Raw genomic sequence first — 21,437 nt, 5'->3', positions numbered from 1 at the left:
GGTGTTGGCATTTCGTTGCTTTTTTTTCAGTTTATGATTCCTTTTTTATAATTCAAGTTTTGCAAAATTCAGATTTTGAGTAAGTAATTCCGTAAAGATTTTCAATTCCGTTTGAGTAAGTAATTCCACAACTGGTTAAATTCCTATGTTCTGTTAGGCTTTTATAATAATCCAATTTTCAATTCCATAAACAAGCTAAATTCAGACTTTAAATTCCTGTTTTTAATATTTTTTGTAATATTCGTAAGTTAATTTTTCTATAATTTCCTTAATTGAATTTGTACTTTTTATATATTCAATTCTTTCCTCAAAATCTCCACCAAAATCCCAGAAATCTTTATATTTATTTAATAATTTTATTAATAAATTTTGAAATTCCCTTAATTCTATATTTTCAACTTTTTTATCAAAAACCAATCTAACTTTTAATTGTTGACCTCTTAATAAATTAAATCCCCAAAATATACCAACTGTACTTTCTTTAATCGCATTTTTTATTAAATTTTTTTTAGAATTACTATCTATTAATATTAGTCCTTCATAATATCCATTTCTTAAAGTTCTTTTATTACATTTCACAAGGTTTTCAGCATTTTGAACAAATTCAATATGATTTTTTGCAATAATTAAAGCTGGATATTTTATGTTCATTTTTATTGATTTAATGTTGTCATAATTCCTTAAATATTATTCCAAAAGTTCGTTTCGACAATGAATGCCAACGTGTTTGTGTATGGTTAGTTGCGTGGTTTAGCACGTAATTTAGCAAATAAAAACCGAATAGAAAATCCGCGAGGATTTTCGTAAGTAGGCTAGAACCAAGCAATTAATTATACACGGTGTTAGGGCAAGTTTTTTATTTTCTATGGAACAAATAATCTAATTCAATTTCAATTCGTGGTTTTTCAAATTTTTCGTCAGTCAATGGTGAAAACAGAATTTTATAAGGTAATCTCAAATCTTTAAAAGTCTTGAAATATGCAATATAATTTTCTCTTTCAACATAGTCTCCTTTGTCTATTGATGAACCGTGAATTAAAAGAGTTGCTGTAATATTCTCAATTTCTCCGGTTGATTTTTTTACAACGACAATATTTTCTAAATACTTTTCTATTGGTTCATTATTTGTAATTTCAACTTTATATTTTGAGCCTAAACTATCTTTTTCGATTAAAATTGCTTTGTCTGTTGATTTGAAAAATGGCAAAGAAACAACATCTCCAATTCTGTTCATTTTTCCAATATAGGATTTGATATCCTCATCAGTATTTAACCTTGGATATTCATTTTGAATCTCTCCATTCTGGTCATAAGTTCTTACGTATGTTTTTTTAATTCTTTCGATTTTGAAATATTGGTCGATTTTTTCTTGATAATCGAAAAATGAGTTTTTAAATTCTTCTGTGTTATTTGCTATCCATTCAGTTTCTATTTCTCCAAATAGGTCAAAACCTATTAAAGTCATTACATTATTCTGGATTGTGGAATAAGGAATTTTTAATCTAAATCTACCAAAGAGGTTTTTGCCTAATTCTCCATCGTTATCTTTCAGTAGTTCCATATTCTCGAATAGTGTTCCATAAAAACTGAACTTATCGATTGTTTTATCAATCATATTTGAATAGTCTGAAAACCTAAAAAAATTAGTGTTCTTTTTGTGATTTACTATATCTAATAAATAGACATTATTTCTCGTTAAATCTTTTGGGTAAATGCCTTTCGATGAATTTCCTCTTAAAATATAATGTTTAACAATTTTCTTTTTTTGAATTAATTGAAAATCATAAATGGCATTGTTAAGTAAATATTTATTCCAAATTTCTCCTTGTTTTAGAGAGTCAAGGTTTTTGAATTCACGATTTTCTGAAACTAAATTTTCGTAAGGGTCAAAAAATATAACTTTAAGTTCATAATTCTCAAACTCAAGTTTTTCAATTGTTTTAGATTTCTGTGCATATGAAGTGTTTAGTCCGAATATTAAGAAGGTAATTAAAAGGACAAATTTTTCTTTCATAGTTCGATTTTGGGTTTTTCGGCAAATTTGCCCTAACGTTGTTGTGTATGGTTAGTTGCGTGGTTAAGCAACTAAGTTAACAAACATTTACGAACCCGTGAATATTCCGCAGGAATATTCGCAAGTAAGCTCAATGAAGCAATTAATTATACACGGTGTTAGCACCTGTACTTTATCCATCTATTAATATTTCAGTTGCATTTAAATCGTTCATCGTCAATGTAAATGTATGGTTTAAATCGTGTTCACTTTCAAATGCTATTTCCCAAATTTTTGGTTCGTTTTCACAACGAGGTAAGTATAGGTAAACAGCTTTAAATTCCTTATTAAAGTCAGCAATTTTAAAATCCTCTTTCCAATTCCGAAATTCATTTTCAATCATTGGTTTAATTGAGGTTGTGATTTTATCATAATCAGATTCGATTTTTCGGAAAAAGTCTTTCTGTATTTCAGTCGGTCCAGTTACATTTCCCTCGATTCCGATTTCTACGATTTCGTCAGTCGGTTTGAAATGTCTTCTACATTCAAAATAATTCTTTTCAGGATTTTTCTTGAATTCAGAGAATATCATTTTTCCAAAGAATTCGTCTTCTATTTTAATAGTCTTTCCAAAAATAAAGTCAAATATTCCCATTCTGTTTTTCGTATTGGTGCTAACGTGTTTGTGTTATGAAAAGTTGCGATTTTTGAGAACGGCTATTTTCCGCAGGAAAATAGAAAGTGAATAAAAAAGCAGCAACTTTTGATTAAGCTAAAAATAAGCAATTTTTTTTACACGTTGTTGCCCAAAGTTATTTTTTTTCCACTTTTCTTAAATTCAGATTTTGAGTAATAATTCCACGTTTTAGTGAGTTTTCCGATATTCTTATTTTTCAAAACTTATTCAATTCCGCAAACTTGCTAAATTCAGAGTTTGAGTAAAAATTCCGCAAAGAACTTAATTTCATAAACTGGCTAAATTCCCACAAAGAATTTTTACGAGCGAGAGAGTGTTCCGCTTTTTCGTTTTTCATTTATTTTTCAAAATTTGACCTAAAATTTTTCGCTTTATTTTGCTCAAAAAATCATTGTTTTAAACGACTTTTTTCAAGAATCTGAGTGGTTTCCGCTATTTTGGGCAACGTGTTTGTGTTATGGAAAGTTGCGATTTTTATGAACGGCTATTTTCCGCAGGAAAATTGAAGTGAGTAAAAATGCAACTGACTTTGTTTAAGCTAAAAATAAGCAATTTTTTATACACGGTGTTAGCATTAGTTATTTATTTAAAATTGCTTTTAAAAATTCTAATTCTTTTCCATTTTTTAAATGTAAGATTGTCATTTCTCCGTTTTCTTTCATTATTGTTCTTGTTACATATTCAGGCATTCTATGATTAGGTGAATTTACAAAAAACATAAATTGAATACTGTCAATTAAAAACATATAACCATTGATTCCATTTTTATATTTAATTCGTTTAGGTTGTGTAATTATGTTTTTCAAACTGTTGTCAGTTCTCATAAAAGAAGTCATAAGGATAGGATATTCTAATTCACTTGGAATTATTTCTTCATAAAGAATTTTTCTAATCCTTTCTTCGTGTTTTTCTCCTAAACTGACTTCCTTAAAAAGTTTTCTGTCAGTTATACTTGATCTCCATAGTAAAGAAAGAAGAAATAATTTCATTTTTCCATAGTCAATATTCGTGCAAACTGAATATTCTGATCCATCATTTGGGTTTTTAAAGTTTTTACAAATTGGTGCAATTTTTGGGTCAATATTTTTTCCATACATTGATTTTTGAGCATACTTTTCGTAATTTGAACCTAAAATTCTATTATCACAATCCGAACATAAAATGTTTTTGTCAAATTCTCCTGTTTGAATCTTTTTAGGTTTGCTTTTATCAGTTTCTAAATCGTATGTAACTTCATAAAAAATATTTTTATCATCTTCAGCTTTCAGTCCACTATACATAAAATCAGGAATAATATGTGCTTTTATTAATTTCTTCTCTTTTAAGCAAAGACGACATTTCTTCATAATTAATGCTAACGTGTTTGTGTAATAAAAGTTGCGATTTTTGTGAACGGCTATTTTCCGCAGGAAAATAGAAGTGAATAAAAAAGCAACAACTTTTGGTTAAGCTAAAATTAAGCAATTTTTACTACACGGTGTTGGCAATAGTTATTTGTTCTCAAAATTTGATTTCAATTTTTTAGGTATTTTGGTTTCAAAAATTTGTGCTAGTGCTGCGATAACAAATATTATAGAAATGATGAAAATTAAAGCATTCCAACCCCAATGCAATCCTGTCTCAGTTCCGAACACGACAAAAATTCCAGTTAAACCCATTACTAAAATGAAAATCCTATTTAGTTTGTCTTCAGTCAATTCTTTTTTATCTTTACCTCTATTTAAATTAAATATTCGCTTTATTTCTTTTTCTCCAATAATTTTTCCTGCAACATATAAATTAGTACTGTTAATGCCTGAATGAATTACTTTAATAATAAAGCCACTTTGAGGCTCAAGGTAATTGAAACGTATTTCAATTCCGTCTTTTATTTTTTGTAATTCTAAAAGACAGTCTTTATCATCTTTTGAGATAATATCAAAATCATAAATTTCACAATTAGAAAATGAGTGTATTCTAAATCTATTTGTTTCGGGTATATCAGAATTTTGTATTGTACTGTTTCCTGAATTCCAAATAACTACTTTACTAACAGTTAAAGTCTTTATCAATTTTTGTTTATAAGTTATACTTATATCGCTTACTTTTTTCTCTAAATTATCTGATATAATATTGAAATCACTTATTTCATATACTGGTGTTTTTCGTTTTTTTCCTTTATAGTAAAAAATTATTGCTAAAATCACACCTAATATTCCAATTATGAAACTAAAAATGTTTAAAATGTTCTCTGTTATATTCATTTCGTTAATTATTGCCAACGTGTTTGTGTTATGAAAAGTTGCGATTTTTGAGAACGGCTATTTTCCGCAGGAAAATAGAAAGTGAATAAAAAAGCAGCAACTTTTGATTAAGCTAAAAATAAGCAATTTTTTTTACACGTTGTTGCCCAAAGTTATTTTTTTTCCACTTTTCTTAAATTCAGATTTTGAGTAATAATTCCACGTTTTAGTGAGTTTTCCGATATTCTTATTTTTCAAAACTTATTCAATTCCGCAAACTTGCTAAATTCAGAGTTTGAGTAAAAATTCCGCAAAGAACTTAATTTCATAAACTGGCTAAATTCCCACAAAGAATTTTTACGAGCGAGAGAGTGTTCCGCTTTTTCGTTTTTCATTTATTTTTCAAAATTTGACCTAAAATTTTTCGCTTTATTTTGCTCAAAAAATCATTGTTTTAAACGACTTTTTTCAAGAATCTGAGTGGTTTCCGCTATTTTGGGCAACGTTGTTGTGTATGGTTAGTTGCGTGGTTAAGCAACTAAGTTAACAAACATTTACGAACCCGTGAATATTCCGCAGGAATATTCGCAAGTAAGCTCAATGAAGCAATTAATTATACACGGTGTTAGCACCTGTACTTTATCCATCTATTAATATTTCAGTTGCATTTAAATCGTTCATCGTCAATGTAAATGTATGGTTTAAATCGTGTTCACTTTCAAATGCTATTTCCCAAATTTTTGGTTCGTTTTCACAACGAGGTAAGTATAGGTAAACAGCTTTAAATTCCTTATTAAAGTCAGCAATTTTAAAATCCTCTTTCCAATTCCGAAATTCATTTTCAATCATTGGTTTAATTGAGGTTGTGATTTTATCATAATCAGATTCGATTTTTCGGAAAAAGTCTTTCTGTATTTCAGTCGGTCCAGTTACATTTCCCTCGATTCCGATTTCTACGATTTCGTCAGTCGGTTTGAAATGTCTTCTACATTCAAAATAATTCTTTTCAGGATTTTTCTTGAATTCAGAGAATATCATTTTTCCAAAGAATTCGTCTTCTATTTTAATAGTCTTTCCAAAAATAAAGTCAAATATTCCCATTCTGTTTTTCGTATTGGTGCTAACGGGCTTTTATATGATTTGTGCGACTGGAAAATCGGAGATTTTTCGGACGTAGCAAATCGTTTGTTGTTTGTTTGTCTTTTGTACTAGTTCAAATTTAAGCATAAATTATATGAGTTGTTGTACACCGTTTTATTTGACAAAAAACATATAATAAAATCCAATTCCAATATTTAATAGAATACTCAATATTCCTAGAATAATTTTCCATTTTGGCTTAATCATTGAAAATATAAGGTATAAAATCATTGTAAATAGACCAATCAGTCCAGGTCCTATGATGTAAATAAACCCTCCAAATCCAATACTGTCAGGTTTGTCTGCTTTCAATGCTATCCAAATAGAAACAAATATAGAAAAGAATATTGCAACCAAAAATTTTAGGTTTACTTGTGTAAACGCTTTTTTCTGTTCAATTATTGAATTCGTTTTCATAATATTTTTGTCATTGTTTTTATTATCGTTTTAGGATTTGTTCAACATATTTTCTGTGATTGTCATATCCATTTTTTTCTGGATTTTTCAAGTCAATCATTCTGTCAATTCCAGAATCGTAAATCTGCCAATTATATTTTTTTGCAAGTTCAATCAGAGCATAAATTCCGTTTTCTCCATATAACGAAATCATAAAATTACTAGAAAACTTTTCATTTGTAAAAAAGTCAATGGTGAAATCAGCTCCGACTATTTCTCTATGATTTTCTTTCTTATTTATTCGGTTAAATGAAGATTCCAAAATTCCGCTAAAATCGGTTGGTTCCAATTGAGTTTCGTCCAATTCTGCAACAGAATCAATCTTTTGTTTTGAATTAAAAAGTACAATGTCCCAACTCATTTTCTCGGTTTTTCTTAAATGGTGTACAACGGCTACGTATAAGAAACGTAGGGCAATTAATAAGCACTTTCGTTTCGGTTTTATTACTTAGCTAAATATAAACGTTTTGCTTTTATTTTTCGTTTAAATGCCAAATTTTATATTTAGCGGACTTTGTAAATAAACACAGAACTTTGGAGTTAACACAAACGCCCTATGTTTTTTATACCTTGTTGTGCATAGTGCTTTCTCGTTCTGCTTGGTTTTCCGATGTTTGTTATTTAGTTCGGAAGTGAGCGTTGGCAAGACATACTCTTTTACAGTTTGGGTGAAGCGTGGATGATGCGACTGTAAATGTGTATGGCTTAAGTGTTGGCATTTTCTTGCTTTGAAGTTTAAAACCATCTCCTTACTTTTTTTGTGTATTCTTTATACTCATTTCCAAATTCACGCTTTAGAAATTCTTCTTCTAACCTAATTTGTGTGTTTACACTTATTGTAGATAATGAGATTATGAGTAAAGTAAATGCATTTGGAATTACAAGGAATAACCCAATATTTGTAATCATTATTCCCAAGAATATAGGGTTTCTTGATATTGAAAACACACCTTTTGTTACCAATTCTGTTTTGTTGTTTTCGTCAATTCCTATTCTCCAAGAACTAGACATTTGGCTTTGAGAAAACCAAACTAAAATTAACGAGAATAACAAAAATACCCAACCAATCTTTAGAAAAGTTGGGTTATCTAAATACCAAAACGGAAGCAAATACTCATACCACTCGTTTTTAAAGGCAAATATGCTAACAACAATTAATTCAAGAGCTGTTATAAATGTAAAAACCTTACCATTATAATCGTGTGCATTATCTGTTTTTTTAAATGTGAAAGGATTTATTCCTGTTTTTTTCCAAAGTAGTACAGACCTTAATACAAAGACCAATAAAAAATACAATATAAAATAAGCGAATAATAACATAATTTCTAATTTAATGTAAAAATGCTACAATAATCAATGCAAAGGAAGTGCATTTATTGTCCACTACATTTATCGCAAATACCTTTTACAACTAGGTTTACATTTTCTGAAACAAATCCGTCAGGTACTTTTATTTGAGGGATTTTATGTTCTGTTAAACAAACAGTTTCATTACAATTATTGCAGTGAAAGTGCAAATGTAAATCGGTTTCGATTTCACAAGTACAACCGTTTTCACATAACGCATATTTTGTAATTCCAGTTCCATCGTCTATTTGATGTACAATATCTTTTTCCTCAAATGTTTTAATAGTTCTGTACAATGTAGTTCTATCTGCTTTGTCGAAAGCATTTTCTATATCACTTAACCTAACGGCTACTTGTTTTTCAGTAAGAAACTTGTAAATCAATAAACGCATAGCAGTTACACGAATACCTTTTGATTCTAATAATTCTTCTATTGTTTTCATAGTTAATGATGGTCTTCGTTTCCAAAAGGTTTAATAATTATACCAACGCTAAATATAAAACCGTCTGTTGGTGCATAAATTTCTGGAAATTCTGGATTCTCGTGAGGTGGTAAAATCAAGGGTGAAAATCGGCTTTGTCTCCTGTCCGTGAAATTTTCAAAATTTACAAATGCACTAACAAATTTAAAGTTTCTCATTAAAAGTAATCCCATCGTTACAAAATCTGTAGTTTCTGTACCGTTTGACAAAAATTGTTTTCCCGTATAAAAAGTTTCATATCCTATTCGCCATTTTTCAGATTCATACATCAAAACACTTCCTGCGTTATGTTTTGCAGTTAATGGTTTTTGAGGGTTTCCAACTAAATAGTTCAACTTTGTGTCTATAAGTGCATAATTTAAAAACCATCTAAAATCTTTATAAGAGAACTTAATATTCGTTTCAGCTCCTTTACTCAAAATTTCATCAGTTGCATTTTCAAACTCAAACATTCCGCTGTCTGTACTATTTAATAACAGACCGTTATTAATAGCTGTAACATAAAAAAGTTGATTAATAGAAAAACCTACAGTATCAAATAAACGTGTTTGATAGTTTAAATCAAGGTTTACACCATAAGAACGTTCCGCTTTTAGTGAAGATTTATCAATGCCGAGTACATTTTCAAAATTAATTAATTCTGCTTCTTCGGTAAAAATATCTGGAATTTTATAACCTAAACCACCACCAATTCTACTTGAAAAACCACTCTCATTTTTATAAAGTACTGAAATTTTTGGAAGTGGAAAAAAACCAAAATCAGTATTGTAATCGGCTCTTAATCCAGATTCTAAAATCCAATTATCGGAAAGGTCATAAATGTTATTAGCAAAAATTCCATAAGTGATGTCTTTTTGGTCACGCTGTAATGTTGCATTATCATTTTCATCAAAGTTTGAAGTATATAAATTTGCTCCAAAAATCCAATTTGCTTTTGATGTTTCTCTTTGATAGTTGACTTCTGTAAATGTGTTGGTTTGTTTACCATCAAAATTTAAATCCGGAATTGTTAAGTTTCTATCAAAAAATGATACACTATTTTTAATATTGAAAGAACTTATAGAATCTATTTGAGTTTTGTAAACTGCTTGACTACTTAACCTTTTAGATATGTTTTCCTCTGTATACTGATGAATCCCATTTTCTCCATCTTCTATTTTGGTAATATCTCCACCAATTCGGTCGTCATATGTTCCGTTTAAACCAAACCAAAATGTAGTCTTTTCAGACGGATAATAGAAAAATTTTGGATTAAATGAAATAGACTTAGTTTTTGGTAAATTACTAAAGCCATCGTTTTCTGGGTCGTAAGCTTTTTGATAATGCCCTGAACCATAAAGTGAAACACCAAATTTTTCATTTCGTTTGCTATAAAACACATTCGCTGTACTTCCCAAGGCTTGTGTTTGTGTAAGCATAATATCTAAAGCAGGTTCTTCGTCAGGTGTTTTTGATACCATATTTACCAAACCAGCAATTGCTCCACCACCATAAAGTGTAGAAGAACTTCCTTTAATAATTTCAAATTGTTGTAAGTCTAAAGGTGGAATTTGTAATATACTCAAGCCACTTGAAAAACCACCATAAAGAGGAAAACCATCTCTCAGAAGTTGTGTGTAACGACCATCAAGACCTTGAATTCTAATATTTGTACTTCCGCTACTTAAAGAGGTTTGTTGCATTTGTATTCCTGTACTTTCACGAAGTACCATTGAAATATTGGTTGGATTCATAATGGCTTTTTCGCCTAATTCCTCAGCACCAATAAATTCTATTCTCGTAGGTATTTTTCTTACTGTTCGTGTACTTCTTGAAGATTGAATAACAATTTCTTCCAATTCGTGTTCTCCTGATTCGAGTTCGAAAAAAAATATTTTTTTGATTCCAATTTCAATAGTAGTTTCTATAGATTCGAAACCTATATATGAGATTTTTATGGTTTGATTGCCATTTGGAATTTCTGAAAACTTAGCAATTCCCTCAAAATCGGTTACTGCTCCTTTTTCTAAATCTTTAAAATATGCTGTTGCACCTACTAAAGGTTCGTTTTCCGAAACTATTTTTATTTGTATATCAGATGTTTGTGCTTTGGCAAAAAAGCACACTATAATTGTGAGCATTATGCTCAATATGTATTTATTCATTGAAAATGTAACTATTAATTAACTTAATTTTTTGGACTTTCTAGTCTGTATTTAGCTAATTAATTGTGGCGGTTGCCAGATATTGAAATGAAATTTAAATCTGTAAATTGATTCATAAACAGATGCTATTTCTGTAGAGATTTGGTTATTTATAACTAAATCAAAAGTTTGAATAAGTTGATGTGTAATTGCCATTCCACAACAATCACAAATACAATTAACTGGACAAGAATCGTCACTATCATTTTGATGATTGTGATTTTCACTTATTTCGTCTTTATGTTGGTCTTCGACGTTATTTCCGTCAGAACAAGGCTGTATTGACAAAGTAAGTATTAATAATGATAATATGAATGTGATTAATTTCATTGATTCAAAGATAAAGAATTTTCAATGCAATGGTGTTGCAAAGTCAATTCTTAATTTTGTTTTGTGTTCTGTTTTTAAGCATTGGCAAAAAACAGCTCTTTTATTTTTTTAAGCGTTGGCTTTTCGCGTTGGCAAAAAATAAATGTGCTGTTTGTGCGGTTGGCTTTTTCAGTTAGATTTTACTTTTTTTCGCATTATGCACAACGGTCTAGTGTAAGGAAAGTACGGGTTTGTGGACGGCGATTTTCCGAAGGAAAATCGGAAGTTCGCAAACAAAGCACTTACTTACGCTTAGGTAATAAAAATAGTATTTTTTTTACACATTGTTAGCTTTTAGTGCTTTTTTGTCCGTTAATATTTTTCTTCTGTCATATTTTTAATTCCGCAATTTTTGTTTTGTATATCTTACTTTTTATTCCGCAAACTTGCTCAAATTCCGCAATATTTTTAATTCAGATTTCGAGTAAGTAATTCCGTAACTTGCTAAATTCCGACAGAGTGAGATTCCGCTTTTCAATTCCGCAAACGAGCTTAAAAGTCAGACGCAATCCAATTCAGAATTTGAGTGAGAATTCAGCGTATTTTTTAAAATTCGGCAACATATTTTTTCGGTTTTTACTTTTTTAAAACTCAAAAAAAAAATCGAAAAATAGACCAGCCTTTTTTCAATTCCACAAAGTTGCTCTAGCATTAAAGCTAACGTTTATGTATAAGAATAGTTGCGGGTTTGTATGCGAGGATTTTCCGAAGGAAAATCAGACGTTACAAACACGCAACGACCTTTGTTTTAGTACTAACCGCAATTGTTTTTATACGGTGTTAGCACAAGTATTTTATAATTCGTATTTCCATTTCTTTTTTTCTTTATCAAATTCAATCGCTAAATGTCGAATATAAGGAACAGAAACGTTCGTTTTTCTATGCTTTTTTATTTCCCATTTTTGGACTTTTTTTACTAACTCAATTGCGTCTTTCTCAAATTCAGTTAGTGGTTTTCTCAACTTTATTTTAAATTCATTTGTAAGGTTAAATATTGAATCAGTTTTAAGTTGGTAACCAATATGTGTAGTTACTGAATTCAGATTACCATCTTTACCTACATATAGTTTTAACCAAGTGAAAGGATTTTCGTAATCTTTAATTTGTCCAATTTTTAACATGGAATCAATATCAGAAATCGGTTTTGTGTAATTAAAATCGTGTTCAAATTGATAAATGAAGTCTTCTAATTTGAAAGAATTCCCATTGTCTAAAATTTTCTGTTCTTCAATTCTTATTTGTCTATAATCAGTATTTTTCGAATTAGAACAGATGTTTGGAAAATATAACTTTCCTTTATATCTCTTTGTATAAATTAGCCAAATTTCTCCTTTTTCAGGATATGAATCACAGTTTGACCCTTTTCCTATATATTTTCCTTCTGAATTAAATCTTCCTTTGGAAAAAACTTCAAATTCTAATTTTTTAGGTGAATCTCCGTTTTTATAATGTTTTGAAATGTCAAAGGTGATTTTATAAGTTAAGCTATCTTTATCGTAAATTTTTGAAATAATTTTTCCTTCGAAAACGTATTCTGATGAATAGAATTCCATTATTGGATTAGTTTCACTACAATCACAGGCAAAAGTAAAAGCTGAAATCAGAATTGTTAATATTGTCAGGATTTGTTTTTTCATATTTGTGCTAACGTGTTTGTATATGGTTTGTTGCGTGGTTTAAACAACTAATTTAGTAAATAATTACCGACCAAGAAAGTCCGCGAGGACTTTCGTAAGTAGGTAAGAAGCCAGCAATAAATTATATACGGTGTTGCCAGTAGTATTTATTTCACGTTTTTATTTATTTCAAATAATTTTGTATAAATCGCTTTTAAATTTATTGTTCCTTGCAAACCATAATCTTGGACTTCCTTGACGTCTCCATTTTCGTAAATGACCTTTAATATTCCTGTTTGGTCGTCAGTCCAATTTACTGAATAAGAGTTTTTTAATTTTTTAAGTTCGGTATATTCAATTAATCCAATTAAATTATCATAATCAGTTTGGTTTAGCCTAAAACTTTTCATTCCAGAATGATTTGTAAATCTTTTACCATTATATTCTAAATTCCTTTCTGAATCTAATTTTATTTCAAAAATTGGGCAAGTCCCAAAACACCCAGTTGTTGAGAAGTATAATTCTTTAATTTTATTAACTTTAGATTTATTATTCTTATATTCTACAATCTCGCCAAATTTTACTGTTAAACTATCAACTTTATATTTCACATCTCTGATTGTCCATTCAGATTCTTTCGTTTTGCTATTATATGATAAGGCTTCTTGATTTTCTTTAATTTTTATGCTCGGATATTCTTCGTCATCAAATTCTTGGATTTCCGTTTCGAAAATCAACACTTTTTCATTTCCGATTTCTGCGATTGAGTCTAATTCTGGTTCGTTGTCAGAAAAGAACTTCGTGTTTCTGAAATTTAATTCTTTATAATTTTTATCTCCGTTGTTAAGAACTATAATTAATGGAACATACGCATTTACAACCAAGTCGATAAAACCATTGTTATCTAAATCAGTTTTCTTTACAAAGTATTCAAAATCTTCGTCATCTGCCTCAACTTCTTTGTCAAATACTTCTTTGAAAGTATATTTTTTATTGATTTCCTTTTCTAAAAATTTAGCAACTTTCTTATTTGAATTTAGTTCGTCAATAGTTTGCCCAAACATAAAGTTTAAGTTTAGCAATAAAATTCCAAAGACGATTGTGTTTTTCATATTACTGGCAACGGTTTTGTGTTATGAAAAGTTGCGATTTTAAGATTGGCTGATTTTCCGAAGGAAAATTAAGACAAGATTAAAAAAGCAACAAACTTTGTTTTAGCTAAAAATAGCAATTTTTTATACACAGTGTTGCAAAATGTGTGTTTTTTATTTTTCCAAAACTTTGTTTTTCCAATTTTCAGTTTTTAAAAAATCCGAGTTCAATTTATAATTCCACAATGAAATTCAATTCCGAAATTGTTCAAATTTCACAAAATTAATTTTCCAGCTTGAATAAATTCCATTTTTTTCTTTTCAAACACAATAAATTCAGTTTAATTTTCCTTTTTTTCAACATTCCAAAATTCCAAAAACGAACAAAATTCATTCAGAATTTTGATTAGCGAGAGAGTGTTCCGCAAATATATTTTCCCGTTTTTTTCGCAATTTTTAGTTTTTCAAACTTTAAAAGAATAAGCTGTTTTAAAGAACTTTTGTTTGCGGATTAATTTTTCGCCCAGTTTTTTGCAACGTTGTTGTATAAGCTTTGTTGCGTTGATTTAGCAGTGAATTTACTAAATAAAACACGAACGGCGAAATTCCGAAGGAATTTCCCAAGTGAGCTAAAACCAGCAATAAAGTTTATACGGTGTTGGCAAACGTATTTCATTATCCAGCCATAAAATCCAATTTCAAATCAGAGATAGTTTTATTCACTATTTTAAATGAATATCTGTAACTACTTTCAGGACACCAATCTAATTCTTTTTCAAAAAATTCTTCGTAGATATCCAGTAAGAATCTATTTTCAGAATAAGAAATAGTTATTTTGTCATAACATTCGCAATTAAAATTTTCAAATAACATTTCTTTTTCAAATATTTTTCCATTTTTCAATTCAGACATTTTGATTCCATTTAGAGCATTATTCAAATGACTCAATTCAAAGTCAATCTCAAAATTTGATTTCAGATTTTTATATAGTTTCTCAACTAAATTATTGTCGAATTTTATAGAGTTAGATTCTAAATTATAATCAATTTTCTCTTTTTTTATTTTTTCATTTTTTAGAGTACTTTGTTCAGTTTTAGTATTTAATTCAGTCGTTGGTTTATACTCAATTGATTCCATTTTTTTAGTTTCTTTTTGTTTACAAGAAACTATTAAAGTCAGAATTATGATTGATATTTGCAGGTGTTTTTTCATATGTTTGCCAACGGTTTTGTGTATGGTTAGTTGCGTGGTTAAGCAACTAAGTTAGCAAACTTTTACGAACCCGTGAATATTCCGCAGGAATATTCGCAAGTAGGGAAGAACCTAGCAATTAATTATACACGGTGTTGTGAGCAGTTTTTTTACTCATTTTTTAATTCAGTTAATAGTTCTTTTTCAGTTTCAGATATAAAATCTCCATCAACAACTGTAATTCGAGCGTCATATTGGTGATATAGTTTTGTTATTTCTAAAAAAGAGTCTTTGTCTTTTTTATACGGTTCAAGAATTTGTTCTTCAATTATTAATTCAATTTCTTGAGTTCCAGTTTTAAACCCTTTTATTCCAAAAAACGGATTCAAAGTTCCGTTGCTAAAAGTATCAGTTTTTATTTTTGAGTCCTCGTAATGATTACTTACAATTACGGACAATAGATAGTCATAATTCGGTTTTTTATTCCGCTTATATTTAGTTATTCTTCCAATATGTTTTCCAAGAGAAATTGTGTCAGGAATCTTAAATTCAAATAATTCTGTTTGGTTCGTTAAAGTAGAATTTTCAGGTTTGTTATCGTTCGTTTCATTTGCTTTCTGTCCACAAGAAACCAAGAAAAATAGTAATAAAATCAGATTAAAAATGTTTTTCACAAATGTTCTTTTTAATTGCTCACAACGTGTTTGTGTATGGTTAGTTGCGTGGTTAAGCAACTAAGTTAGCAAACTTTTACGAACCCGTGAATATTCCGCAGGAATATTCGCAAGTAGGTAGAAATAAAGCAATTAATTATACACGGTGTTGTGCAACGTAATTTTTATTCCAAATAATCTTCAATTTTCTTAATTTCAGTTACGATTCTATGATTTTTAGGCAGACATTCAACTAATTCTGATGGTCTTGCTAATTCATTTTCAGGTGCTTGTTTGTACCAATTCAATACTTTTTCAAAGAGTACTATTCCTGCTGTTTCATTTCCAAGTTTATAAGTACAAAATCCAATTTGCTCAATCAGTTTAACGTATCTCCAAAGTTGAAATTCTTTCAGAGCTTTAGTGTCAACCTTTAAATAATTTTTAAGAGCAAGTTCTAAATTTCCAATATCGTGATAGATATGTGCTAAATATAATTGAGCCATAAAATTCGACTTGTCTTTTTCAACCGCTTTTTCAAAATTCTCAATTATTTTTTCCGAATTATCTTTCCAATCCTCACTTTCAGTATCAATTAGTCCAAGTATTTGATAATCTAAAGAATTCAGTTCGGTTTGAGCGATTATTTTCCCACGAATACTTTTCCTCAATGATTCTTTTTCAATTAGATTTTCCGAAAGAGTAAACTTGTCATATTCTTCCAAAATTTCTTTTTCAAATTCAAATTTCATTCAGTTTCCGTGATTTTGAGTTATGTTGCACAACGTTGTTGTATAAGATTAGTTGCGTGTTTTAAGCACTAAAGTTAGCAAATAAATCACAGATAGAAAGTCCGCGAGGACTTTCGTAAATTGGCTAGAACTAGCAATTAATTTTATACGGTGTTGCCAGTAGTTTTAATTTATAAATAAATATTGCTCTTCTAATAAATATAAACACTTGCTTTTTTCTTATTTTTTATTATTTTTTTTCTCAAAGCATTAAATTTTTTCATAAAAGTTTTGTTTCCAGACTTAAATTTCTTTAAACTTCTTTTACGATCGCTCCTTGATATAGCTAACTTCTTTTTAGCTTGAATGCTTAAATGAATTAATTTTTCAAGTTCTGTAAGGGAATATTCTGCGTCTTCAATAGTACATTGTTTGATTCCTGCTTTAATTTCGATTACTTCTAAATTTTTAATTTGGGCAAGTAGGTTTATATTACCTGAATATTTAATAGAAATACTTCGTAGATTTTTAAATTCATTTAGTTTCTCAATATTTTTGAATTCCCGATTAATTTCTAAACGTTTAACATTTTTTAAATTTTTAGAATCTAATCTTTCAAATATCGGAGAACTAACTCTAACAGAACTTACTTTACTTAAAAATTTACGATATTTATAATAATCGTAATATCTGTAAATACTTATTATATTATTCTCCTTATCATAGTAAAAATTTTTAATAACTGTTATTTTATTAGATAATAATTTTCTTACATATTGACCATCAATTCTTAATTCAATATTATTTTCACTTTTAAAAATTTTATATAATTCCTCTATTTCCTTTCTTCTTAATGAGAATTTATTGAAATAATTTTCAAAAAGCAAGTTATTTGGTTTTTCTAATATTTCCTTGTAAAGATTTTCTTCTGACAACTTTGAACTTTCAGACATATTTGCCAATACACTGTTTGATTTAATTTTTTCTGTATTAATATAGTTTACATAGTTTTGTTTTTTATTTTCTGCTTCTATTCTTTTTGTTTCCCTTTTTTTTGCCTGTTCTATTTTCCATTTTCTATTTTCTTCTTTTCTTCTTTCATCTCTTTGATTTAAATAATTGTATATCCCATTACTTACTACATTTGTAGCTACATCAATTTTTTCAGAATTAGCTTTAATCTTATTTATATTTTTAGATGTTTTCGGATTGCTGATTGAATAACGATTATTCAAATAATTTTCTTTAGTAGATACATTGTTTAGATTTTCGTATGTTTCAACTAAATTTGATAAATCTTTATACTCTTTAGTAAAGGTTTTTCCTTCTAATTGAAGTTGTTTTAATCTTTTCCTGTTTTTTATGTTAGCATTATAGTTAAAAAGTTGTTCTTTAGATGTTAATACATTTTGTTTATTTTCTTTTTTAGCGATTTTTTGTTTAAATTCTTTTTTTTTGCAATTACAAAGACAATCTAAATACTTCGAACCACCTTTCATATTATGATTACAAGGATCAACGTGAGCATTTACTGAAGGTTTATATTTTTTTGCACATTCATCACAATCTTCTTGAGAATAAAAATAATTTGAAATTAGCAATAACGTAAGTAATATTAACTTTTTCATAGTTTTAATTTTAAAATTCAAGATAAGGTTTTTATATAATTATTTACAATACCTAATTGTAGGTATATTTCAAAATTTTGTTCAGAGTTCGAGTGAGTAATTACTGGCAACGTATTTTTGTATGGAAAGTTGCGATTTTTGAGAACGAGGAATTTCCGAAGGAAATTCAGAAGTTTGCAAAAATGCAACTAACTTTGATAAAGCACTAATTTAGCAATTTTTTATACAAGTTGTTAGCCAAAGTTATTTGTTTTTTTCATTTTCCAATATTCAAAGTTTGAGTGAAAATTCCACACAGATTTTAATTCCGCAATTTGCTCAATTCCGTAAACTTTCTAAATTCAGATTTTGAGTAAGAATTCCGCAAAGATTTGAATTCCCATGTTTTTCAATTTTCCACGAGCGAGAGAGTGTTTAACTTTTCCAGTTTTCTCGTTTTTTCAATATTTTAGTGAGTTTTTTTCGCTTTATTTCGTGTGAAAAAATCATTGTTTTAACGGACTTTTTTTTAAGAGTCAGGATTTTTTCGCGCTATTTTGGCTAACGTTGTTGTATAAGCTTTGTTGCGTTGGTTACGCAGTGAATTTACTAAATAAAACACGAACGGCGAAATTCCGAAGGAATTTCCCAAGTGAGCCAAAACCAGCAATAAAGTTTATACGGTGTTGTACACAGTTTTTTTTTAGAAATCTTGTAAAATTTGTTCAGTCGAAATTATTTTTGTTTTCAATATTTTTCTTTCATTTTCCGTGAAATTATCTGACATTAATTCTAGAGCATCAAATAAAGCTATCATCTCACTTTCTTTATTTACAATAATATATTTAATATCCTCACAGTTGAAATTTAAAGAAAATTCTTTGGCTATAATATCGTTAGCTGACGCACGTTTTATATTATTTAGAAATTCATCTTTTAATAGTCTGTAATCACCTTCGTTTTTTAAATATGGAACATATCTCCATTCTCTTTCATCATAAAATCTCTTTTCTACATATTTGTTTATTCTCCACATTTTGCCACTATATGGCTTGTAAAAACCTGCTAATTCAAATAAAGCTATGTATGGATTTTTTTCCATTGGTAAATTTTCCAAATTCTTATCCATAAGTGCATTTCCAATTAACTTTCCTAATTGTTTTAGATAATTAATTTGAGTTGAATTTTCATGAATGTATGTGAGTGGAGTCAACCCGTGATTTTGCCCCCATTTTTTAGATAATCCAATTCCATATGAGCCATAAAATTCAAGATGTTTATCAATTTTGGATAATGGTAAGTCACAAAAACAGGTCATTGGAACAGCTGATTCATTTTTATTTTTTGTGTCAAAAAACATGTCGTATCCCAATTCTTCCAAGCAAAATCTTGGAGCGAAACCATTTTTTAAAATATTTATAATTGTTTCCGCGGAATTAGTAAAGTGAAATAAAGTATTTGATGATATTACTGACATTTAATGTGTTGGTTTTGAATTGTGTACAACGTTGTTGTATAAGCTTTGTTGCGTTGTTTAAGCAGTGAATTTAGTAAATAAAACACGAACGGCGAAATTCCGGAGGAATTTCCCAAGTGAGCTAAAACCAGCAATAAAGTTTATACGGTGTTGTAAAACGTTTTTATTTATTCCTTTTGATTATTTCAACATTAATGATTTTTCTATTTTTTTATATTTATCTCGATTCTTATATTTTTTCTTCTTTTTAATTTTCCCGTCTTCATATATTTCCCATATTCCACTTTTCTTTCCATTAACAAGAATTCCTTTTTTCCAAAGTATTAATTCATTATTGTCATTTTTGTAAAATTCTTTTTCAAGAGTAATTATTGGTGTAGATTTTCTTCCAAACAAAAATTCCTCAAGAGATTTTGCAGTAGTATCTAAATCTATTGTTTCACTTTTAATTATCATCCCACAACATAAATATGTAACTGAATTCAAAAGTGATCCAAATAAGTCCATAGTTCTTTCATAAGATTTTTTTCCGTTTTTTTTATATTCTATGAATTTTCCTGAATAAAATTCATATTCATTTTCTTTAAAATTAAAAGTAGTTAATGTATAAGTGCTTTTAATTTTTCCATTTTTATATTTTTCAGTTATTTTCTCCGATTTTACTGGTTTTAATTTTTTTGAATAAAACAAATATTTTTCCGTCTGTTGAGAATTAACAGACAAAATGAAAAGAAGAAATAATAAGGTTAATTTGATTTTCAATTTTTAATGTTTTACAACGTGTTTGTATAAGGTTAGTGTGGGAGGTAGACAATCGAGAGATTGTCCCCCCGATGCACTAAGCTTATACTTATTTTATGTTTTTAACTTGTCGATCTAAAAATACTCAAAATAAGTATAAGCGACACAATAAAGAGAGACAAAACTTTAGGCTAAAACTAAAAACCCACATTAAACTTATACGGTGTTAGGTGTAGTTTTTTATTTCAGTTGTTGGTAGTAATCTAGAATCTTCTAATCCCGCCGTTCTATGTCCTACATTATTTAAATAAATTTTACTTTCGGCAAATTTCATAAATGTTTGGACTGATTGGTGTTCAACTAACAGAACAGCATCCCATTTTTCTGATTCAGGTCCAATTAGGAAATTATTACTCGCTCCATAAAATAGAATTTTACTTCCTAATTTATTATGTTCAAGTAATGTATTATCTGTATATAATTTATATGCTTCTTTTCCACTAATGTCTTTTTGTGGTTTTATAGACTCTAAATTTGTATAATCAGCTTTTGATTTAAACTTTAATAAATTTAGCATTACAATTTTTCCTTTTTGATGGAAATTTAAATAGAATTCTTTTCCTGTTTCTGGTGTTGCGTTAATGTGCTTATTCATATTTTATTATTTTCCACAAATGTTAGATTATTATTCTAAATATTCATTGATATAGGTCAAGAATAGAAAGCAACTTTATTTCTAATTCGACTAACTGTTTCTGGACTTACATTTAGATAAGAGGCAATTTCATATTGTGGAATTTCGGTCGTAATTCTTCTATTAATTTTAACCAATTTTAAATATCTTTCTTCTGCATTTAAAAGTCTAATATCCTCTAGCTTTTTTGCTGTAGAAATGAATAGTTGTTCAGATACTTGTCTTGCTATTTTTTCTACAAATGAATGTTTACTTGCTAATTCTTCAAGTTTCTTTCTAGTTATTATTCTTAGTACAGAGTTTTTTAGGCAGACTATTTCCTTATTTGATTCTTCTTGTCTTAAAAAACTATAATAATTTGCCACAAACTGATTTTCAAAGACAAAATCATCAATAACTGATTTATCGTTTCCTATTAAAGTACACTTTAAAAGTCCTTTCTCAACAAATCCAATTCTATTAGAAATCTTTCCGTAGGCTACAAATTCTTCACCCTTAATTAAATCTATTTTCTCAAAAGAAGCAGAGAATAGTTCAGCATCAGATTCTGAGGTTTCAAAGTTATTTATAAGGAAATTTTTCATTTTCGTGAGTAATTACACCTAACGTGTTTGTGTATGATTAGTGGCGTGTTTAAGTACCTAATTTAGCAAATAAAAACCGAATAGAAAATCCGCAAGGGTTTTCGTAAATAGGCGAGAACTAGCCATTAATTATACACGGTGTTGGCAATAGTAATTTTTTCGT

Annotated in this window: 22 protein-coding genes; all 22 read right to left on the bottom strand. The window is 28.6% G+C overall.

The window, feature by feature from the left end:
- Window positions 1-222: 222 nt before the first annotated feature.
- Window positions 223-651, bottom strand: a complete 429-nt coding sequence (locus PHEL85_RS16465; RefSeq protein WP_036827680.1) for a hypothetical protein — start codon at window positions 649-651, stop codon at window positions 223-225.
- A gap of 205 nt (window positions 652-856) precedes the next feature.
- On the bottom strand, window positions 857-2,014 hold the full coding sequence (locus tag PHEL85_RS16460; RefSeq protein WP_036827677.1) for a hypothetical protein: 1,158 nt from the start codon (window positions 2,012-2,014) through the stop codon (window positions 857-859).
- A gap of 172 nt (window positions 2,015-2,186) precedes the next feature.
- A complete protein-coding gene (locus tag PHEL85_RS16455; RefSeq protein WP_036827670.1) occupies window positions 2,187-2,648 on the bottom strand; it encodes a hypothetical protein in 462 nt (153 codons plus the stop codon).
- Between the two features lie 620 nt (window positions 2,649-3,268).
- A complete protein-coding gene (locus tag PHEL85_RS16450; RefSeq protein ID WP_036827674.1) occupies window positions 3,269-4,036 on the bottom strand; it encodes a hypothetical protein in 768 nt (255 codons plus the stop codon).
- Window positions 4,037-4,180: 144 nt separating this feature from the next.
- Window positions 4,181-4,933, bottom strand: coding sequence for a hypothetical protein (locus PHEL85_RS16445; RefSeq protein WP_036827672.1), 753 nt, complete (start codon window positions 4,931-4,933; stop codon window positions 4,181-4,183).
- Window positions 4,934-5,551: 618 nt separating this feature from the next.
- Window positions 5,552-6,013: a hypothetical protein gene (locus PHEL85_RS16440; protein WP_036827670.1), complete on the bottom strand. Its 462-nt coding sequence runs from the start codon at window positions 6,011-6,013 to the stop codon at window positions 5,552-5,554.
- Window positions 6,014-6,166: 153 nt separating this feature from the next.
- The gene (locus tag PHEL85_RS16435; RefSeq protein WP_036827666.1) at window positions 6,167-6,469 is read right to left on the bottom strand and encodes a hypothetical protein; all 303 of its coding nucleotides are present in this window, start codon (window positions 6,467-6,469) and stop codon (window positions 6,167-6,169) included.
- A gap of 22 nt (window positions 6,470-6,491) precedes the next feature.
- A complete protein-coding gene (locus PHEL85_RS16430; protein WP_036827663.1) occupies window positions 6,492-6,869 on the bottom strand; it encodes a hypothetical protein in 378 nt (125 codons plus the stop codon).
- Window positions 6,870-7,243: 374 nt separating this feature from the next.
- Complete coding sequence (locus PHEL85_RS16425; protein ID WP_036827661.1) at window positions 7,244-7,828, bottom strand: methyltransferase family protein; 585 nt, start codon at window positions 7,826-7,828, stop codon at window positions 7,244-7,246.
- 53 nt (window positions 7,829-7,881) lie between these two features.
- The gene (locus tag PHEL85_RS16420; RefSeq protein ID WP_036827658.1) at window positions 7,882-8,298 is read right to left on the bottom strand and encodes a Fur family transcriptional regulator; all 417 of its coding nucleotides are present in this window, start codon (window positions 8,296-8,298) and stop codon (window positions 7,882-7,884) included.
- 2 nt (window positions 8,299-8,300) lie between these two features.
- A complete protein-coding gene (locus tag PHEL85_RS16415) occupies window positions 8,301-10,457 on the bottom strand; it encodes a TonB-dependent receptor (RefSeq protein ID WP_235318300.1) in 2,157 nt (718 codons plus the stop codon).
- A 75-nt stretch (window positions 10,458-10,532) separates the two neighbouring features.
- Window positions 10,533-10,850: a DUF6660 family protein gene (locus PHEL85_RS16410; protein WP_036827655.1), complete on the bottom strand. Its 318-nt coding sequence runs from the start codon at window positions 10,848-10,850 to the stop codon at window positions 10,533-10,535.
- Window positions 10,851-11,683: 833 nt separating this feature from the next.
- Window positions 11,684-12,526 (bottom strand): hypothetical protein, encoded by an 843-nt coding sequence (locus tag PHEL85_RS16405; RefSeq protein ID WP_156109274.1) that lies wholly within the window; start codon window positions 12,524-12,526, stop codon window positions 11,684-11,686.
- Window positions 12,527-12,672: 146 nt separating this feature from the next.
- A complete protein-coding gene (locus tag PHEL85_RS16400; protein WP_036827649.1) occupies window positions 12,673-13,617 on the bottom strand; it encodes a DUF6438 domain-containing protein in 945 nt (314 codons plus the stop codon).
- A gap of 654 nt (window positions 13,618-14,271) precedes the next feature.
- A complete protein-coding gene (locus tag PHEL85_RS16395; protein WP_156109273.1) occupies window positions 14,272-14,733 on the bottom strand; it encodes a hypothetical protein in 462 nt (153 codons plus the stop codon).
- Window positions 14,734-14,957: 224 nt separating this feature from the next.
- Window positions 14,958-15,461, bottom strand: coding sequence for a hypothetical protein (locus PHEL85_RS16390; RefSeq protein WP_156109271.1), 504 nt, complete (start codon window positions 15,459-15,461; stop codon window positions 14,958-14,960).
- A gap of 164 nt (window positions 15,462-15,625) precedes the next feature.
- Window positions 15,626-16,192, bottom strand: a complete 567-nt coding sequence (locus PHEL85_RS16385) for a tetratricopeptide repeat protein (RefSeq protein WP_036827641.1) — start codon at window positions 16,190-16,192, stop codon at window positions 15,626-15,628.
- A gap of 191 nt (window positions 16,193-16,383) precedes the next feature.
- Window positions 16,384-17,799 carry a hypothetical protein gene (locus PHEL85_RS16380; RefSeq protein ID WP_036827640.1) on the bottom strand — a complete coding sequence of 472 codons (1,416 nt, stop codon included), beginning with the start codon at window positions 17,797-17,799 and terminating at the stop codon, window positions 16,384-16,386.
- Window positions 17,800-18,481: 682 nt separating this feature from the next.
- Window positions 18,482-19,255 carry an abortive infection system antitoxin AbiGi family protein gene (locus tag PHEL85_RS16375; protein ID WP_036827637.1) on the bottom strand — a complete coding sequence of 258 codons (774 nt, stop codon included), beginning with the start codon at window positions 19,253-19,255 and terminating at the stop codon, window positions 18,482-18,484.
- Between the two features lie 180 nt (window positions 19,256-19,435).
- Window positions 19,436-20,017, bottom strand: coding sequence for a hypothetical protein (locus PHEL85_RS16370; RefSeq protein WP_156109269.1), 582 nt, complete (start codon window positions 20,015-20,017; stop codon window positions 19,436-19,438).
- Window positions 20,018-20,222: 205 nt separating this feature from the next.
- The gene (locus PHEL85_RS16365; protein ID WP_036827633.1) at window positions 20,223-20,651 is read right to left on the bottom strand and encodes a hypothetical protein; all 429 of its coding nucleotides are present in this window, start codon (window positions 20,649-20,651) and stop codon (window positions 20,223-20,225) included.
- Window positions 20,652-20,707: 56 nt separating this feature from the next.
- Window positions 20,708-21,274 carry a Crp/Fnr family transcriptional regulator gene (locus PHEL85_RS16360; RefSeq protein WP_036827630.1) on the bottom strand — a complete coding sequence of 189 codons (567 nt, stop codon included), beginning with the start codon at window positions 21,272-21,274 and terminating at the stop codon, window positions 20,708-20,710.
- Window positions 21,275-21,437 lie beyond the last annotated feature (163 nt).

Origin of the sequence: Polaribacter sp. Hel1_85, from assembly GCF_000766795.1 — a bacterium.
GTDB lineage: Bacteria > Bacteroidota > Bacteroidia > Flavobacteriales > Flavobacteriaceae > Polaribacter.
The sequence above is the reverse complement of the archived record's forward strand: the minus strand, read 5'-3'. Positions and strand labels throughout refer to the sequence as shown.

Excerpts from the sequence above, each read along its gene's own strand:
- PHEL85_RS16360 (WP_036827630.1), bottom strand. The coding sequence starts at position 21,274 with ATGAAAAATTTCCTTATAAATAACTTTGAAACCTCAGAATCTGATGCT.
- PHEL85_RS16415 (WP_235318300.1), bottom strand. The coding sequence starts at position 10,457 with ATGCTCACAATTATAGTGTGCTTTTTTGCCAAAGCACAAACATCTGAT.
- PHEL85_RS16460 (WP_036827677.1), bottom strand. The coding sequence starts at position 2,014 with ATGAAAGAAAAATTTGTCCTTTTAATTACCTTCTTAATATTCGGACTA.
- PHEL85_RS16380 (WP_036827640.1), bottom strand. The coding sequence starts at position 17,799 with ATGAAAAAGTTAATATTACTTACGTTATTGCTAATTTCAAATTATTTT.
- PHEL85_RS16405 (WP_156109274.1), bottom strand. The coding sequence starts at position 12,526 with ATGAAAAAACAAATCCTGACAATATTAACAATTCTGATTTCAGCTTTT.
- PHEL85_RS16410 (WP_036827655.1), bottom strand. The coding sequence starts at position 10,850 with ATGAAATTAATCACATTCATATTATCATTATTAATACTTACTTTGTCA.
- PHEL85_RS16445 (WP_036827672.1), bottom strand. The coding sequence starts at position 4,933 with ATGAATATAACAGAGAACATTTTAAACATTTTTAGTTTCATAATTGGA.
- PHEL85_RS16395 (WP_156109273.1), bottom strand. The coding sequence starts at position 14,733 with ATGGAATCAATTGAGTATAAACCAACGACTGAATTAAATACTAAAACT.
- PHEL85_RS16365 (WP_036827633.1), bottom strand. The coding sequence starts at position 20,651 with ATGAATAAGCACATTAACGCAACACCAGAAACAGGAAAAGAATTCTAT.
- PHEL85_RS16430 (WP_036827663.1), bottom strand. The coding sequence starts at position 6,869 with ATGAGTTGGGACATTGTACTTTTTAATTCAAAACAAAAGATTGATTCT.
- PHEL85_RS16440 (WP_036827670.1), bottom strand. The coding sequence starts at position 6,013 with ATGGGAATATTTGACTTTATTTTTGGAAAGACTATTAAAATAGAAGAC.
- PHEL85_RS16385 (WP_036827641.1), bottom strand. The coding sequence starts at position 16,192 with ATGAAATTTGAATTTGAAAAAGAAATTTTGGAAGAATATGACAAGTTT.
- PHEL85_RS16465 (WP_036827680.1), bottom strand. The coding sequence starts at position 651 with ATGAACATAAAATATCCAGCTTTAATTATTGCAAAAAATCATATTGAA.
- PHEL85_RS16425 (WP_036827661.1), bottom strand. The coding sequence starts at position 7,828 with ATGTTATTATTCGCTTATTTTATATTGTATTTTTTATTGGTCTTTGTA.
- PHEL85_RS16400 (WP_036827649.1), bottom strand. The coding sequence starts at position 13,617 with ATGAAAAACACAATCGTCTTTGGAATTTTATTGCTAAACTTAAACTTT.
- PHEL85_RS16435 (WP_036827666.1), bottom strand. The coding sequence starts at position 6,469 with ATGAAAACGAATTCAATAATTGAACAGAAAAAAGCGTTTACACAAGTA.
- PHEL85_RS16450 (WP_036827674.1), bottom strand. The coding sequence starts at position 4,036 with ATGAAGAAATGTCGTCTTTGCTTAAAAGAGAAGAAATTAATAAAAGCA.
- PHEL85_RS16420 (WP_036827658.1), bottom strand. The coding sequence starts at position 8,298 with ATGAAAACAATAGAAGAATTATTAGAATCAAAAGGTATTCGTGTAACT.
- PHEL85_RS16455 (WP_036827670.1), bottom strand. The coding sequence starts at position 2,648 with ATGGGAATATTTGACTTTATTTTTGGAAAGACTATTAAAATAGAAGAC.
- PHEL85_RS16375 (WP_036827637.1), bottom strand. The coding sequence starts at position 19,255 with ATGTCAGTAATATCATCAAATACTTTATTTCACTTTACTAATTCCGCG.